This window comes from Micromonospora sp. AMSO31t, from assembly GCF_008868175.1.
Classification (GTDB): Bacteria; Actinomycetota; Actinomycetes; order Mycobacteriales; family Micromonosporaceae; genus Micromonospora.
Window position 1 is genome coordinate 1 of the sequence record NZ_WBKT01000054.1, and the last position, 15,419, is coordinate 15,419.

Consider the following 15,419-nt stretch of genomic DNA (forward strand, 5'->3'; position numbering starts at 1 on the left):
CTCCGGCCGCCCGCCGGCCGGGCCGCCCCTGCCGCGGTCCGCCCTCGGGACGCTGCCGGCCGCCCCTGGCCTATGCTGGGAGCGCTCCCGGCCTCTCGGGGCGGCCAGTCACTCCGAGGAGAACGCCCATGTCGCTACTCACCAGACGGCGCCTGCTCCGCCGTGCCGCCCTCTCCGCGACCGCCGCCGGCGCGGCCCGGACCGGGTCGGCCGGCGCCGCGGCCGCGGGCACCGTCGCGTCCGCGACCGCCGTCGCCGGCTGCGACGGCACGCCCGACCCCGACGGCGACGCGGACCCCGACGGGGCGCTGCGCTTCCCGCCCGGCTTCGGTTGGGGCGCGGCCACCTCGGCCTACCAGATCGAGGGAGCCGCGAAGGAGGACGGGCGGGGCGAATCCGTCTGGGACACCTTCAGCCACTCGCCCGGCCGCACCCGCAACGGCGACACCGGCGACGTCGCGGCCGACCACTACCACCGGTACGCCCAGGACCTCGACCTGATGCGCGACCTCGGGCTGCGCAGCTACCGGTTCTCCATCGCCTGGCCCCGCATCCAGGCCGACGGGTCCGGTCGGCCCAACCAGCGCGGCCTGGACTTCTACCGGCGCCTGGTGGACGGGTTGCACGAGCGCGGCATCGCGCCGATGGCCACCCTGTTCCACTGGGACCTCCCCCAGGCCCTCCAGGACACCGGCGGCTGGGAGAACCGGGACACCGCCGAGCGCTTCGCCGACTACGCCGACGCGGTGTTCCGCGCGCTCGGCGACCGGGTGCCGGTCTGGCTCACCGTCAACGAGCCGAAGACCGTGGTGCAGAACGGCTACCTCTGGGGGCACCACGCGCCGGGCCGGCAGGACCCGGCGGCCGCGTACCTGGTCGCCCACCACCTCCAGCTGGCCCACGGCCTCGCCGTCCGCGCGCTGCGCGCCGCCGGCGTCGAGGGGCGGATCGGCCCGGCGCTCAACCTGCACCCCTGCTACCCCGCCGACGGGACCGCCGAGGCGGCCGCCGCGACCCGGCTGTACGACGGCTACGAGAACCGGCTCTACCTCGACTCGATCTTCAAGGGCGCGTACCCGGAGGACGTGCTCGCCGACCTCGGCGCGGACAGCCGGATGGTCCGCGGCGTGCGCGACGGCGACCTGAAGATCATCTCCAGCCCGGTCGACCTGCTGGCCGTGCAGTACTACACGCCGATCTACGTCACCGCCCAGGGCGACACGGTCCGCCGGTGGCCGACGTCGGAGGCCGAGTGGCAGCAGATCTACCCCGAGGGGATGTACGACATCCTGACCCGGGTCACCCGCGACTACGGCCGGGTGCCGATCACCATCACCGAGAACGGCCTGCCCTGCCCGGACACCCTCGCCGCGGACGGCACCGTCGACGACACCCCCCGCATCGACTTCCTCCGCGACCACTTCGCGGCCGCCCACCGGGCGATCCGCGACGGAGTGCCGCTGGAGAGCTACCACGTCTGGTCGCTGCTGGACAACTTCGAGTGGAACGAGGGGTACGAGCAGCGCTGGGGCCTGGTCTACGTCGACTACCCGACCCAGCGCCGGGTGCCCAAGCGCAGCGCCCACTGGTACCGCAACGTGATCCGCCGCAACGGGCTCTAGTGTCCTGAGTCGTTAATTCGTCTGCAGTATGCGGCGAGGGATTCGAGGATCTCGTCGGCGGTGCGAGTCCATACGAACGGTTTCGGGTCGGCGCTCCAGGCGTCGATCCACGCCCGCACGTCGGCTTCGAGAGCGGCGACGCTGCGATGGGTGGAACGACGCAGTTTCCGGTTGGTCAGCTCGGCGAACCAGCGTTCCACGATGTTGAGCCATGACGAGTAGGTCGGCGTGAAATGCAGGTGGAACCTTGGATGCTTGACCAGCCATTGCTGAATCTGCGGCGTTTTGTGGGTGCCGTAGTTGTCGAGGATGAGGTGCAGGTCCACATCAGATGGTGTGGCCCGATCGATCGTGCGCAGGAACCGCAGGAACTCCTGATGCCGGTGTCGGCGCTGGGTCTGCCCGATCACTCGGCCGGTGGCCAGGTCCAATGCGGCAAACAGACTCGTGGTGCCGTGACGGACGTAGTCGTGGGTCTGGCGACTCGGCGCGGCCGGCATCATCGGCAGCACCGGCGCCGTGCGGTCGAGGGCCTGCATCTGGCTCTTCTCGTCCACCGCCAGGACCATCGCCCCAACCGGTGGGTCGAGGTACAACCCGACGATGTCGCGGACCTTCTCGATGAACTGCGGGTCGGTGGACAGCTTCCAGTCATCCACCAGGTGCGGCTTGAGCCCGAACGCCCGCCAAATCCGCGACACCGCGGTCTGGTTCAACCCGACCGCCTTGGCCATGGACCGTGTCGACCAGTGGCTGTCACCGCGCGGCGGCGCCTGCTCCAACGTGGCCACTACCACCGCCTCGACCACATCGTCGGTCACCTTGCGCGGCGCGCCTGGGCGAGGCTCGTCCGACAGGCCCTCCAGCCGCTTGGCGATGAACCGCGACCGCCACTTACCCACCATGTCCCGTGACACACCGAGCTGCGCGGCCACCCTCGTGTTCGGCGTCCCGTCCGCACACGCCAACACAATCCGCGCCCGCATCGCCAACGCCTGCGACGACTTCGCCCGTCGCGTCCACCGCAGCAGTGTCTGCCGCTCGTCGTCGGACAGCACCAACGACCCCTGCGCCTTCCCTGGCATACGCAAAGTGTAGGCGAATTAGCGACTCAGGACACTAGTACTTCGACGTCACTTGGCGAGTCATCCTGGACGAGGCGGTGGCGCGTGTCGCTGACCGTTCGTGCGGGCAAAGCCACGCCGGACGGCGGAGCAGTTCATCGAGGGACTGCTGTCGGCGGGTTGAACGCACGATCTGCTGGTGTGTCGCGGAGCGGGCCGGTCACGCCGATCCCCAGGCGATGCAGCGGCTGCCGGGCACGGCGGTGTGGGCCGCGGACGCCGTCCGCGATGACGTGCGTGCGTGGCTGGTCGAGCAACTCGGCCACGACACGTCCTCGGGCCTGACGCCCAGGCGGAAGTCGGGGAACGCGGCGGCCCGGTGGGCCGCCGCGTTGTAGGGGTTCCGTCCACGCCTCGAAGGGTGGCCTTCTCCTCATCGGCGGGGAAAGAAGGGGAGCTCGATGTGAACCCGGTCGGCGGCGGCGAGGATCCTCTGGGCGTCGTCGACCGGCGGGTGGATGTGGTCGTTGATCCGCTTCTTGACGTCCGCGCCGGCGGCGCCCGAGGCCATTACCCTGCGGTCCCAGCCGCGGGTGAAGATCGCACCGGCGCCGCCCAGGTCCAGGCAGGTGACGTACGGGCCGGGGGTGAAGTCGCGCAGCGGCACGTCGAGCAGGTCAGCCGCCGCGTTGTACCCGGCGACCTTTCCGAGCGGGGTGGCGTGCTGGCAGGCCTGCATGACCGTGTGCTCGGCGTCGAAGGCCGCCGCGGCCGTGTCGCCGGCGACGAATACCTCGGGAAGCGCGCGCAGCTGCTGGTCCACCGGCACCCGGCCGAGGTGGTCGAGCTCGTCGGAGATCTGCCGGGTGAGCTCGCTGGCCCTGAACCCTACACACCAGACCACCGCGTCCGCCTCGACCTTGGTGCCGTCAGAGAGGACGGCGTGCCCGTCGCCGACCTCCGTCAGCGTGGTCCCTAGGCGGCGTTCGACGCCCAGCTCGTCCAATGCCGCCTCGATCTCCTCGCGCGGGCCCGGGCCGAGCTGGTCTCCGACCACCGCCGACCGGTCCACCAGTAGCACTCGGCCTCGGGCGGCCAGTGCGGTCGCGGCCTCCAGGCCGACGAACCCGGCGCCGACGACCACGGCGCTGAAGTCCTCCCGATCGCGCAGATGCTCGGTGAGCCGCCGGGCGCCGTCCAGGGTGTCGATGTCGAAGAGCCGTTCAACGCCTGGCAGGTCCCGGGGCTGAACGAGCTTGCTGCCCGCCGCCAGCACCAAGCGGTCATAGCCGATCTCCTCACCGTCTGCCACTACCACGCGGCGGTCGATGTCGATCGTGCTCACCGAGGCCCGCAGGTGCTCGACGCCGATCGGCTCGAGGATTCTGCTGAGCTCCACCTTGGCCAGGTCCGGCTCCGGCTCGTACAGCCGCGGCCGCAGCACCAGGTGCTCACTCGGCGCGATGAGCGTGATGCGCAGGTCCGCCTCTCCGCGTCCCAGCGCCGCTCCCGCCGCGCTCCATACGCCCGCGAAACCGCCTCCGATGATCACCACGTGTGCCATCTGTTGTCCTCTCTCAGCCTGGCCCCGCCCGGGGGACGCAGGGTTCGACAGGCAGACAAGATGGCGGGTTCAGATGTGACGGAGGTGCGCGAGCTTCTGGGGATTGGCCAGTCTCCGCCACGCCGTGATCCGCCCGTCGACGATCTCCACGACGTCGAGCCAGACCAGCTCGCCGCCGCGGTAGGTCGCCAGGGCCGGACACCCGTTCACCTCGATGATCTGGAACGCGTCGGGGCGCCTGATCTCGATCTGCCTGACCGCCAACAGGGCAATCGTCTCGGCGCCGCGGACTGGCCTGCGCGCGGCGGTCACCTTGCCGCCGCCGTCGGCGACATAGACGGCCTCGGGGTCCAGCAGCTCGACGAGCTCGGCTATGTTTCCCGCGTCGGCGGCCGCCTTGAACGCCTTGAGCACGCGTTCGGTCTCGGCCCTGGGCGCCCAGGGCCGCTCCTCGACCGCGGCTACCCGCGCCCGCGCGCGGGAGGCGAGCTTGCGGCTGGCGGCGGGCGTGCCGCCAAGCACCTCGGCGATCCGGCCGAACGGGAAGCCGAAGACGTCGTGCAGCACCAGCGCGACGCGTTCGGCGGGGTTGAGGGTCTCCATGACCACCAGCATCGCGGTGCTCACCAACTCGTCCATGAGTACCTGGGCGGCGGCGTCTGGCCCGGTCAGCAGCGGTTCGGGCAGCCAGGGCCCGACATAGGACTCGCGCCGGACGCGCGCCGACTTCAGCACGTTGTAGGACGTCCGGGCAGCCACGGTAACTAGCCAGGCCCGCGGATCCCGCACCTTGGACAGGTCTGCGGCGGCGGCGCGCAACCAGACCTCCTGTGTCACGTCCTCGGCCTCGGCCACGGTGCCGAGGATCCGATAGGCCGCCCCGAAGACCGCGGGGCGATGCGCTTCCCAGTCGGCCTGCGCCAACGTGCCGGCCAGCTCCATCCCTGACCTCCCCTCCGAGCGGTCTGTTGCCCAGTGACGATCCGCAGCCACACCCGGCCCGCCGCCAACGGCGGAACAGCCCGTAGACCGTCTGCCAGGCCCGTAACACTCCTGCTCTGGTGGACGCTGGCGGTACGCACTCGCCGAGCGCCTCCGCCGTCGCTCTGGTGGCGACGGCGGAGGCGCCGCTCAGCGGGACGCGGCGACGTCGAGCAGGATCCTCGCCAGCTGGTCCGGCGTGTCGCGCATGAGGTTGTGGCCGCCGGCCAGTGCGTGCGTGGTCCAGCCGGGATCGTTGTTCAGCTTGCGGTAGGTCGGGGTGAACGGCGACTGGTCGGCCCACCCGGCGGCGTACACATAGTCCCGGCGGCGGACGTGCGCCAGTGCCCCGGTGAGCCGTAGCCGTTGGAGTACGGAGGCAACCGGGTGTGGCGTCGCCCGGGCGTCGAAGAACGGCAGTGGCCGGGACGCGCATCCGGTCTCGTCCACGTCTGCGTACCATCTCCGTTCCTGGTCAGAAACGAGTGACCAGCAGGAGTCACCGTCGCCGGGCACCACCGCGTCCAGGTAGACCAGGGAGTCGACCCGGTCCGGCGCCCGGTCGGCGACCCCGGTGATCACCATTCCGCCGTAGCTGTGCCCGACCAGGACGGTCTCCCGCACGTCCTCGTCCTCGAGGACGGCGATTACGTCCTGGATGTGCGTGTCGAGGTTCACCGTGCCGTGCAGCAGGTGCCGGCGTTCACTCACGCCTGTCAACGTCAGTGGGTGAACGGTGTGCCCAAGGTCGCGCAATCGCCGGGTGAGGGGCTCGAAGCACCATCCGCCGTGGCACATCCCGGGAACGAGGACGAAGTTCGTCATGATCCTGCTCCTTTGATCGATTGTGGATGGTGGTCCGTCGCGGCGGGTCGTCCGACGAGGGCGATCGCCGCGGCGGCGGTGCACAGGACCGCAGTCCATTCGAGGGGGGCCGCGGTGGAGGTGTGGTCAGCGACCAAGCCGGCCAGCCAAGGGCCGGCGGTCTGGCCGGCGGCAAACACCGTGGTGAAGACGGCGAGCGTGGCGGCCCAGTCGACAGCCGGGGTATGGGCCCTGATGAGGGCGGTGATGGCGGCCGGCACGCCCATGAACGTCGCCCCGTACGCGAGCGCGGAGGCCAGCGCGACCGGTGTCGCGGACGACGCCAGCGCCAGTGTCGCCCCGCCAGCCAGAACGGCGAGCAGGGTGGCCAGGGCCCGGGTGCCGGGCCATTCGGCGATCGGGCGGCTCCACACCGCGGGAGCCGCCGCGACGGCCGTGCCGAGCACAGTCCAGGTGAGCACGACCTGCACGACAGGGGCCTGCCGGTCGGCCAGGTAAGTAGACAGGAAGGTGATGTAGGCGATGTAGCCGGCGGCGAACAGCAGGTAGGCCAGGGCTGGTACCAGGAGCGGCCGGAGGCGGGCCCGCCCGGCAGTGGCCTGCCGCTCGTCGTCGCCGCCGGCCGCTGTCCAGCTTGCGAGGGTAGCCAGCGCGGCGGCTACGCCCAGTCCTACCCAGGCCAGCCGCCAGTGCGGGCCGAGCAGGGGTACGGTCACGCCGCTGATCATGATGCCCAGGCCGGTGCCAGCGAAGTACACCGTGATGGGCATGGTCGAGGCACCTGTGGCGGCCCGGGACGCGAGCACCCCGCCGGCGATGAACACCACGGCTCCGGTCGTCCCTGACAGAGTCCGGACTGCCAGCAGCACCAGGTAGTCGCCGCTGACAGCCGTCGTGACCAGCGACGCGGCGGTGAGCGCCATGCCAACACGGAACGCGCTGGCCATGCCGAGGCGGCGTACCAGGGCGGTTGTCAGCAGCGCGCCGAGCAGGTAGCCGAGGCCGTTGGCGGCGCCCACCGCGCCGGCTTGGGCGAGCGTCCAGTCCAGGTCGTCGCGCATCGCCGGCAACAGCAGCCCATAGGCGAAGCGTGCGAAGCCAAGCGCGGAGGCGGTGCCCAGGGCCAACCGTACGGCCTGCCACAGTCCCGCGGGGGGCGCGGTGAACGCCATCAGGCTCTCCGATAGATAGAACTGATCGGTACGAACTCAGGGATGCTAGCAGCAGAACGAACCGACCGGTACCATTCTTGCCATGCCAGTTCGCAAGGGCTCGACGATCGACCCGGAGCGCACCCGCACCGGCATCATCGAGGCGGCCACCCCACTGCTCTACGAGCGGGGCCTCGACGGCATCGGCGTCGCCGAGCTGTGCGCCCGCCTCGGCGCTTCCAAGGAAACCGTCTACCGCTACTTCGGTAGCAAGGAAGGCCTGATCCAGGCAGTGCTGGAGGCCCGCAGCAAGCGGGTGACCAGCTGGATCGCCGGGGCCGTGGCCGCCGCCGGGGACGATCCGCGCGACCAACTCACTGCCGTCTTCGACGAACTCCAGCGCTGGTACGACGATCCCGGCTTCCGGGGCTGCGCGATGCAGAACGCCGCAGCCCAACATCATGTCGAGGCGGTACGGGAGATCACCTCCCGCCACCTGGACCGCCGCCTCGACCTCCTGACCGCGATCGCCCGACGGGCCGGCGCAGCCGACCCGGACACCCTCGGGCGGCAGCTGCTCTTGCTGGTCGAGGGTGCCACCCTCGTCGCCGCGCACCACGACCGGAACGCCGGCAAGCACGCCAAGCAGGCCGCCCTCGCCCTGCTGCCCACTGTCTCCACCAGCACCGGGACGGTCTAATGAGAAGACCACCAGGTCGAAGCCGTCGTGGCAGCGAAGCCCAGTGACTCGTACAGCGGCCTGCCCAGCCGCGAAGCGGTCAATGTGACCGGCAGGCCTGCCATCGGGGCGAGGGACCCGACCATCACCGCCCGCCCCACACCACCCGAACGAAACGCCTGCGAGGTGCCGACCCAGTAGTGGCTGCCGAACCCGCCTTCCACGACGATGACGCACGCCCCAGCTATCTCACCGTCCACGCTAACGACGAACACATCCACACCTGGTTGGTGAATCAACGCGGTAGGGAACATCTCACCGCCCCGATAGGGCTCGAACCTGGCCAGCTCGAAAGCGGCGATCACGACTCGCTCAGCCGCTCTCAGACCCTCCTCGCTCCGCACCCGGACCACGTTCATTGCGGGCTCGGCAACGGCGCCGGGCTGGCGCAGCATGATCGGCATCTGCCAGGTGCGCATGCCCAGGTGGCTCAGATCCGTCGAGCTGAACGGATCCTCGGCGTCCACCGGCCCAGCCGCCAGGATAGCCAGTTCGGTTATCTCAGCCACCTCCTCGCGCCGGAGGTCGGGCTTCTGAATCAGGACGCGCAGGCCCGCGCGCTCGTCACCAACGACGGCGAGGAAGCCACGGCGACGGATCACCCGGTGGCCGCGGGCGCGACCGGTGGCGGCCCAGAAGGCAGCCGAGTTGCGGGCCTGGAGCAGGGGCGCGTCAGAGGCGGACGCAAGGCAATCGGGGGTATGCACGTCGATCGTCATGGCGGTCGTAATTCCTTCTCGTCGTAGTCATACCTGCGCTGCACAGATGCTCGTACTCGTCCGCGCCTTAGGCGTCGACCCCCGCCGCGCCGGTCGAGCGAACTCGGGTGGACGCGGGTTGCGCTGACGACGACGAACAGGAGCGACAGGCCAGCGCGGGGCGGCGCGAGGTGGCGTGGGGTCTGGCCATGGACCTGGGAAGGCATTGTTCGCGTGTTGCCCGGGCGACGTGGCGAGAAGGGTCTCGGCTCTGCAAGTCACAACCTGAACGAGCAGGGTCCCTCCGCGGCTGGCCGTGTCAGGCGGCGCGGCCGGCCTTGAGCGCCGCCGCGGTGTCGACGACCCGGCGGGCCTGGTGACGCGCGGCTTGCAGGACCACGTCCCCGGGTGGGCCGTCGCCGGCCACGTGCGAGGTGCCGTAGGGATTGCCGCTCTGGAACTGGACGGGGTCGGTGTAGCCGGGGGGCACGATGATGCCGCCCCAGTGGTAGAAGACGTTCCCCAGCGCCAGAATGGTCGACTCCTGCCCGCCGTGGGCGGTGTTGGAGGCCGTGAAGGCCGAGTAGACCTTGTCGGCGAGCCTGCCCTGGAACCACAGGGCGCCGGTGGTGTCGATGAACGCCTTAAGCTGGCTGGCCACGTTGCCGAAGCGGGTGGGTGTGCCGAACAGCACCGCATCGGCCCAGGCCAGGTCGTCGTGGCTGGCCTCGGTGACGTCGGCGGTGTCGCGGATGTGCCGCGCCCACTCCGGCCGGGCGTCGACCGCCTCGGGTGGCGCCGTCTCGGCGACCTTGCGCAGCCGCACCTGTGCGCCGGTCTTCTCCGCGCCGTCGGCGGCGGCTCGCGCCAGGGCGTGCACGGTGCCGGTGGCGCTGTAGTAGATGACGGCGACCTTCACGGGTTCCATGATCGGTTTCCTTGCCTCGCGGGAGGGTCTCAGGGGTACGACGGACCGACCCCGCGGAATGTCAGGCGACCCGCCGACCTCACAGATCGGTGTGCCGTCCCGTCACACTGGCGACGGCAGTTTCGACCAGGGGAGCCGGCGACACCATGACCACCCGATCCGAGCCAGGGCAGGACGGGCCCGATCCGGGCTTCGACGCGGTCGCCAGCGAGCGGCGGCGGCTGACCAACGTGGCGTACCGGCTTCTCGGCTCGCTGGCCGATGCCGAGGATGTCGTCCAGGAGACGTACGCCCGCTGGTACGTCCTGTCGCCGCCCGAGCGGGAAGCCATCGAGTCCCCCGGGGCCTGGCTCACGACAGTCGCCAGCCGCATCTGCCTCGACCTGCTGCGCTCCGCCCGGGTCCGGCGGGAGCGCTACGTGGGCGAATGGATTCCGGAGCCGCTGCCCGATCGTGCGGAGTGGACCGGCGGGCGGTCGGACGGCGCCACCGCCGACCCGGCTGACCGGATCACCCTCGACGAGTCGCTCAACATGGCGTTCCTCGTCGTGCTCGAGTCGATGACCCCGGCCGAGCGCGTCGCGTTCGTCCTGCACGACGTCTTCCGCTACTCCTTCGCGGAGGTGGCCCAGATAGTCGGCCGCACCCCGGCGGCATGTCGCCAACTGGCCTCGTCGGCCCGCCGGCGCATCCGCGCGTCGCGGACTCCCGCGACGCCGCTGGCGCGGCAGGCCGAGATCGTCAGGGACTTCAAACAGGCGTGGGAGGCCAGGGACATCGCGGCCCTCATCGGCCTGCTCGACCCCGACGTCACGGCGATCGGCGACGGTGGTGGCCTGGTCAGTGCCGAACTCCACCCGATTGAGGGCAGCGCGCAGGTCGCCCGCGTGCTCGTCGACGTAACCGGCGAGGCACCGCACCTGAGGATCATGGAGCGTACGGTCAACGGCCGTCCCGGCCTGGTGGCACAGCTGGCCGGCGTCACCGTCACCGTGATGGCGTTCGACACAGCGGGCGACCGGATCACGCGGATCTGGGCAGTCCGCAACCCCGCGAAGCTCCGGCCGTGGACGACGGCCTGAGGTCGCTCACGAGTCGGAACACCTACCTAGGCGGGGCGGCCCGGCCGGCGCGACACCGGCCGGGCCCGCACCCGCCCCGGCTCAGCGGGGCAGCGCCTGCTGGAGTTCGGCCCGCAGCGCCGGGGTGAGCATCTCGCCGGCCTGCTTGGCCAGCCGCGCCATCTCGTAGCCGACCACGCCGATGTCGGCGTCGGCCCCGGCCAGCGTGGCCAGGATCGAGCCGTCCCGGATCTGCATGACCAGGAAGTAGCCCCGGCCCATCTCGACCACGGTCTGCTTGACGACGTCGCCGTCGAACATCTGGGCCGCGCCGGCGGTGATGCTCATCAGGCCCGAGGTCACCGCCGCGAGCTTGTCCGCGTGGTCGCGGGGCAGGTGCGCGGAGATCGCCACGAGCAGCCCGTCGGTGGAGACCACCACCGCGTGCGCCACCCCCGGCACCCGCTCCGCGAACGCGTTCACCAGCCAGCTCAGGTCCCGTGCCTCCTGGCTCAACGTCGTCACTGTCGAACTCCCCCTTCATCGCGCGGCAGGTACATCTCGGTGGTCTCCTCGGCCTCCGCCCGCCGCACCCCGCTGTAGTAGCGCGAGAGCATGCCGCCGACCGCCTCCGGATCCGGCTCATCACGCCCGGAACGCTTCGGGGCGGCGGGCTGGGTGACCGCGGTGAGCTGGGCCATCGGTACGCGTACCGGCAGGCCTCGCTCGTTGGTGCCTCCGGTGACCGGCGTCGCGGCGGGCGCCGGCGTCACACCGAGCACCGCGGCCGACGGGCCCTGGCGGCTGAACCAGCCACCGCCGGCCGGCGCCCCGGTCGCCGGGGCGAGCACGTCCTCGGCCCGGCCCGGCACGAGGCGCGGCGCGGGCACGGGCACGCCGGGCGGACGGCCCGGCAGCGCCGTGGCGGGCGGCGCCGCGCCGAGCGGGAGCCCCGTCAGCGGCGACACCGGCAGCTCCGCCGGTGGCGCCGGCGGGCGGCGTCCGGCCACCGGCAGCTCGGCGGGCGGCGTCCCGAGCCGGGCAGTGCCGGGCGTCAGCCGGGACGCCGCGGCCACCTGACTGGTCAGCATCCGGGGCGCGGCCGGCTGCTCCAGCCCCGGCGCGGGCGCCGCGGCCAGCAACTCGGCCGGGATCCGGACCCGGGCGACCAGGCCCTCCTGACCGCCCCGCAGCCGCACCTGCACGCCGTGCCGGGCACCCAGGTGGCTCACCACGAACAGGCCCATCCGCTCGGAGGCGGACACGTCGGCCGCCGGCGGCTCGGCCAGCACCGCGTTCGCCTCGGCCAGCGCGGCCGGGCTCATCCCGAGCCCCTGGTCGACGATCTCCACGAACGCGCCCGGGCCCTCCGCGCCGGCGACGACCCGCACCACGGTGTCCGGCCGGGAGAAGGCGGTGGCGTTCTCCAGCAGCTCGGCGAAGAGGTGCACGAGGTCGCCCACCGCGTGCCCGACGACGTGCAGGTCGGACCGGGAGTCGTGGCGCACCCGCTGGTACTGCTCGATCTCGGCGCTGGCCGCGAGCAGCACCGCGCCGAGGCCGACCGGCCGGTTCCACCGCCGGCTGGACTCGGTGCCGGCGAGCACCAGCAGGCTCTCGTCGTTGCGGCGCATGCGGGCGGCCAGGTGGTCGAGCTTGAACAGGTTCTCCAGCTGGTCCGGGTCGCCCTCCTCGCGTTCCAGCTCGTCGAGGAGTTCGAGCTGCCGCTCGACCAGCACCTGGCTGCGCCGGGCCAGGTTGACGAACATGGCGTTGACGTTGCGCCGCATCATCGCCTGCTCGACCGCGACGTCGACGGCGCTGCGGTGCACCGCCACGAACGCCTCGGCCAGCTCGCCGATCTCGTCCTGCGAGTCGATCACCGCGGGCGGCACGTCGATCGCGGCCACCGGGCGGTCCACGGCTCGCAGGCGGTCCAGGGTGTGCGGCAGCTCCACCTGCGCGATCCGCAGCGCCTGGCCGCGCAGCTGCCGCATCGAGCGGGCCACCGACCGGCCGACCAGCAACGAGATGAGCACGGCGACCAGGAGCACGCCGACGATGCCGCCGACCACCAGCAGGGTGTCCCGCAGCTGCCGGGCGCTGGCGTCGTCGGCCTGGCGTACGGCGTCGTCGAGGATGCCGGCCTCCAACTGGCGGAGCAGCTCCTGCCGCTGCTCGCTGGCCGCCCACCACTGTGTCGCCGGCAGCACCGCCGGCTCGGCGGCCCCGCTGGGCAGGGTCTGCTCCTCCAGCCGGGCGGCCGAGACGAACGCCGGGTCCACCGAGGTCTCGTCGTAGCGGCGGACCTGGTCACCGGTCGCCGCGACCCGGAACGCGCCCAGCGCGGTGAGCTGCTGGGCGCGCAGGTCGGTCAGGGAGACCTGGTCGTCCACCTCGTAGCGGCCGGCGCGGGCGGCGGCGTAGAGCTCGGCCCGGATCCGCGAGGACAGCTCCTTGACGCGGGACAGCTGCACGTAGCGCAGCACGGCGTTGGTCAGCGCCCGCTGGTCGTCGCCGGGCGACGGCTCGGCCAGCAGGTTGAGCAGGGCGGCGATGGCCCGGTGGTAGTTGCTCAGCACGGTGTCGCTGGACAGCACCGCCGGCGGCACGGCGGCGCGGATGTAGACGACCTGGTCGTAGGCCTCCAGCCCCTCGGAGTAGGCGACCCGCCAGGCGGCGTCGGCGTCGGCGAGGGGCTCGGCCGCGGCGCGGAGGTCGTCCATCGCCCGGTCGGAGGCGTCCTGGAGCGGCTTGAGCGCGGCGACCGCCGCGTCCCGGTCGGCGCCGCCGCCCGCCCGGCGCAGCGCGGCCAGCTCACCGGCGGAGCGGTCCCGCTCCTGCTGGAGCCGGTCCACGGCGGTGCTGATCTGCCGGCCGATGCCGACCTGCTGGGCGAAGTCGCTCAGCGCGGTGGTCTGCCCGACCAGCCCCCGGGTCTGCACCCCGGCGAGCACCAGGAACGCCACCGAGGGCAGCACCAGCACGGTGGCGAGCTTCGTGCCCATCCGCCAGTCCCGCAACCGGAAGCGCGAGCGCCGCCGCCGGTGCGGCGCCACCCGGTCGTCGGACGGGCTCCGGCGCGACTGCGGCGCCGCGCCGCGAGCCGGGTCGGGACCTGCGCCCACGCTCTCCTCCTGAGTCCCCCTCGGCTCCACCGGGACGGGGAGCGGAAGTCCATCCAACCAGGCCGGCGGGCGGTGTCAAACGCTGCGGCCAGCGGCACGACCCGGAAGGTCAGCGCGGCGGGTGGGCGGCTACGGTGTTCGGCGCGTTCCGGTCGTCCGTCCGGCCGATGCCGCCCACGTGCGCCGCCTCGGCGATCCGGCCGAGCGCCACCAGCGCGGCCCCGGTCGCCCCGATCTCCGGGTTGTGCTGGTGGCGCACCGGGCGAGGCGCCAGCGCGTCGACGAACGCGGCCCGCCACCAGGGCGAGGCGGCCATCGCGCCCCCGCCGAGCACCACCTCGGCGGGCTCGCCCACCCCGGCCTCCAGCAGCGCCAGGTCGTCGGCCATCAGCCGGCACAGCTCGGTCATCAGGACGGCCAGGATGTCGACCGCCGTCGTGCCGAAGCTCAGGCCGCGCAGCTCCCCCGAGCCGGCCGGGGCCACGCCGGGCGGCCGGTCCCCGCCCAAGCGCGGGTTGGCATGCAGGGTCAGGTTCGCGCCGGCCCGGGCCAGCGCGGCCTCCAGCTCGGCGCCGGGCGGCAGCCGCAGCTCGCGGTTCGCCCACGCGAACAGGTTCCCCCCGCTGGAGTACGCCGCCCCGGTCACCACGTGCTCGTGATCGACCCGGTAGCGCCAGAGCTGCTCGGGCAGCGGCGGCAGCGGCGCACCGGCCGGCACGGCCTGCAGGAGGCGTACGGCGGCCGAGGTGCCGACCGTGACCGCGGCGCGCGACGGGTCGACGCAGCCGGAGCCCACGTTGGACGCCGCGCCGTCGCCGACCGGGGCGGCCCAGCGGGCGTCGGCGAGCTGCGGCCAGCGCTGGGCGTGCTCGGCGCGGAGCCGGCCGCGCCACCGTTGCGGAGCCAAGGCCGGAAGGTCCTCGGGGCGTACGCCGGCCAGCTCGCACGCCTCGGCGTCCCACTCCAGCCGGCGCAGGTCGAGCAGCCCGGTGCCGGAGGCCATCGACATGGACATCGGCGCCTCGTCGAGCAGCTCGCCGAGGGCGTACTCGACGAGCCCGCCGAAGCGGGCCACCGGGCTGCCGCAGTGTTCCCGCAGCCAGGGCAGCCGGATGGTCCAGTAGCAGCGGTGCCACCAGGCGCCGGTGCGGTGGTGGAAGGCGTCTGGATCGGCCGGTCCGGTGGCCCCGGCGACCGGCTCCGGCCGGGTGTCCATCCAGGTGAGCACCGGGCCCAGCGGGGCGCCGCCGGGGCCGAGCGGCAGCACCGAGTGCCACTGCGCCGAGGTGGCGACCAGCTCGACGTCCCGCAGGTGCCCGCCGGCGGCGAGCTCGTCCAGGCATTCCGCGAGGCAGGCCAGGTAGCGGGGTCCGTCCAGGACGCCGCTGCCGTCGTCCCCGGTCACCAGGTGCACCTTCCGGCGGGCCAGCGCGCCGGGGCGCGGGACGGCGTCCGCGTCCAGCACGAGCCCGCGCACCGAGGAGGTGCCCAGGTCCAGAGCGAGAATGTCCATCGCGGGTCAACCTACCCGCCGCGAAGGGCGGCGAAGCCAAGATCGGCCGGCCCGGCGCCGCGATCGGGTTCCCCGGGCACCCCCGCTCGCGTACAGTGATCGCCATGCCCGCGCACCTGACCTGCTGGTGGCCCGCCGACCCGGC

13 protein-coding genes are annotated in these 15,419 nt (G+C 72.5%); 3 read left to right on the forward strand and 10 right to left on the reverse strand.

What is annotated here, in order from left to right:
* The first annotated feature begins 128 nt into the window (after positions 1 to 128).
* Positions 129 to 1,622, forward strand: coding sequence for a GH1 family beta-glucosidase (locus F8274_RS14595; protein ID WP_151462902.1), 1,494 nt, complete (start codon positions 129 to 131; stop codon positions 1,620 to 1,622).
* Here the strand turns inward: F8274_RS14595 and F8274_RS14600 are convergent.
* From F8274_RS14600 to F8274_RS14620, 5 genes are all read right to left on the reverse strand, one after another.
* Positions 1,619 to 2,707 carry an IS630 family transposase gene (locus F8274_RS14600; protein ID WP_151462903.1) on the reverse strand — a complete coding sequence of 363 codons (1,089 nt, stop codon included), beginning with the start codon at positions 2,705 to 2,707 and terminating at the stop codon, positions 1,619 to 1,621. The two genes, F8274_RS14595 and F8274_RS14600, sit on opposite strands and share 4 nt — an antisense overlap.
* 412 nt (positions 2,708 to 3,119) lie before the next feature.
* Positions 3,120 to 4,250: an NAD(P)/FAD-dependent oxidoreductase gene (locus F8274_RS14605; RefSeq protein WP_151462905.1), complete on the reverse strand. Its 1,131-nt coding sequence runs from the start codon at positions 4,248 to 4,250 to the stop codon at positions 3,120 to 3,122.
* Between the two features lie 69 nt (positions 4,251 to 4,319).
* The gene (gene sigJ, locus F8274_RS14610) at positions 4,320 to 5,192 is read right to left on the reverse strand and encodes an RNA polymerase sigma factor SigJ (protein ID WP_151462907.1); all 873 of its coding nucleotides are present in this window, start codon (positions 5,190 to 5,192) and stop codon (positions 4,320 to 4,322) included.
* Between the two features lie 189 nt (positions 5,193 to 5,381).
* Positions 5,382 to 6,155, reverse strand: a complete 774-nt coding sequence (locus F8274_RS14615; RefSeq protein WP_370518231.1) for an alpha/beta fold hydrolase — start codon at positions 6,153 to 6,155, stop codon at positions 5,382 to 5,384.
* Positions 6,053 to 7,228 (reverse strand): YbfB/YjiJ family MFS transporter, encoded by a 1,176-nt coding sequence (locus tag F8274_RS14620; protein WP_225853796.1) that lies wholly within the window; start codon positions 7,226 to 7,228, stop codon positions 6,053 to 6,055. The genes F8274_RS14615 and F8274_RS14620 overlap by 103 nt, the downstream gene beginning before the upstream one ends.
* An 82-nt stretch (positions 7,229 to 7,310) precedes the next feature.
* On the opposite strand from F8274_RS14620, the gene F8274_RS14625 reads away from it, so the two are divergent.
* A complete protein-coding gene (locus tag F8274_RS14625; protein ID WP_151462909.1) occupies positions 7,311 to 7,907 on the forward strand; it encodes a TetR/AcrR family transcriptional regulator in 597 nt (198 codons plus the stop codon).
* On the opposite strand, the gene F8274_RS14630 is transcribed toward F8274_RS14625, so the two are convergent.
* Together F8274_RS14630 and wrbA are read right to left on the reverse strand one after the other, a co-directional pair.
* The gene (locus tag F8274_RS14630) at positions 7,904 to 8,665 is read right to left on the reverse strand and encodes a GNAT family N-acetyltransferase (RefSeq protein ID WP_151462910.1); all 762 of its coding nucleotides are present in this window, start codon (positions 8,663 to 8,665) and stop codon (positions 7,904 to 7,906) included. The genes F8274_RS14625 and F8274_RS14630 overlap by 4 nt on opposite strands.
* Before the next feature lie 298 nt (positions 8,666 to 8,963).
* A complete protein-coding gene (wrbA, locus tag F8274_RS14635) occupies positions 8,964 to 9,575 on the reverse strand; it encodes an NAD(P)H:quinone oxidoreductase (protein ID WP_151462912.1) in 612 nt (203 codons plus the stop codon).
* A 143-nt stretch (positions 9,576 to 9,718) separates the two neighbouring features.
* Between wrbA and sigJ (F8274_RS14640) the strand changes: the two genes are divergently transcribed.
* Positions 9,719 to 10,654 (forward strand): RNA polymerase sigma factor SigJ, encoded by a 936-nt coding sequence (sigJ, locus tag F8274_RS14640; protein ID WP_151462914.1) that lies wholly within the window; start codon positions 9,719 to 9,721, stop codon positions 10,652 to 10,654.
* An 81-nt stretch (positions 10,655 to 10,735) separates the two neighbouring features.
* Here the strand turns inward: sigJ (F8274_RS14640) and F8274_RS14645 are convergent, their stop codons facing one another.
* The 3 genes from F8274_RS14645 to F8274_RS14655 all read right to left on the reverse strand — a co-directional run bounded on the left by F8274_RS14645 (position 10,736) and on the right by F8274_RS14655 (position 15,274).
* A complete protein-coding gene (locus F8274_RS14645; protein WP_204342026.1) occupies positions 10,736 to 11,149 on the reverse strand; it encodes a roadblock/LC7 domain-containing protein in 414 nt (137 codons plus the stop codon).
* A 5-nt stretch (positions 11,150 to 11,154) separates the two neighbouring features.
* Complete coding sequence (locus F8274_RS14650; protein ID WP_225853797.1) at positions 11,155 to 13,761, reverse strand: ATP-binding protein; 2,607 nt, start codon at positions 13,759 to 13,761, stop codon at positions 11,155 to 11,157.
* Between the two features lie 109 nt (positions 13,762 to 13,870).
* Positions 13,871 to 15,274 (reverse strand): FGGY family carbohydrate kinase, encoded by a 1,404-nt coding sequence (locus tag F8274_RS14655; protein ID WP_151462916.1) that lies wholly within the window; start codon positions 15,272 to 15,274, stop codon positions 13,871 to 13,873.
* Positions 15,275 to 15,419 lie beyond the last annotated feature (145 nt).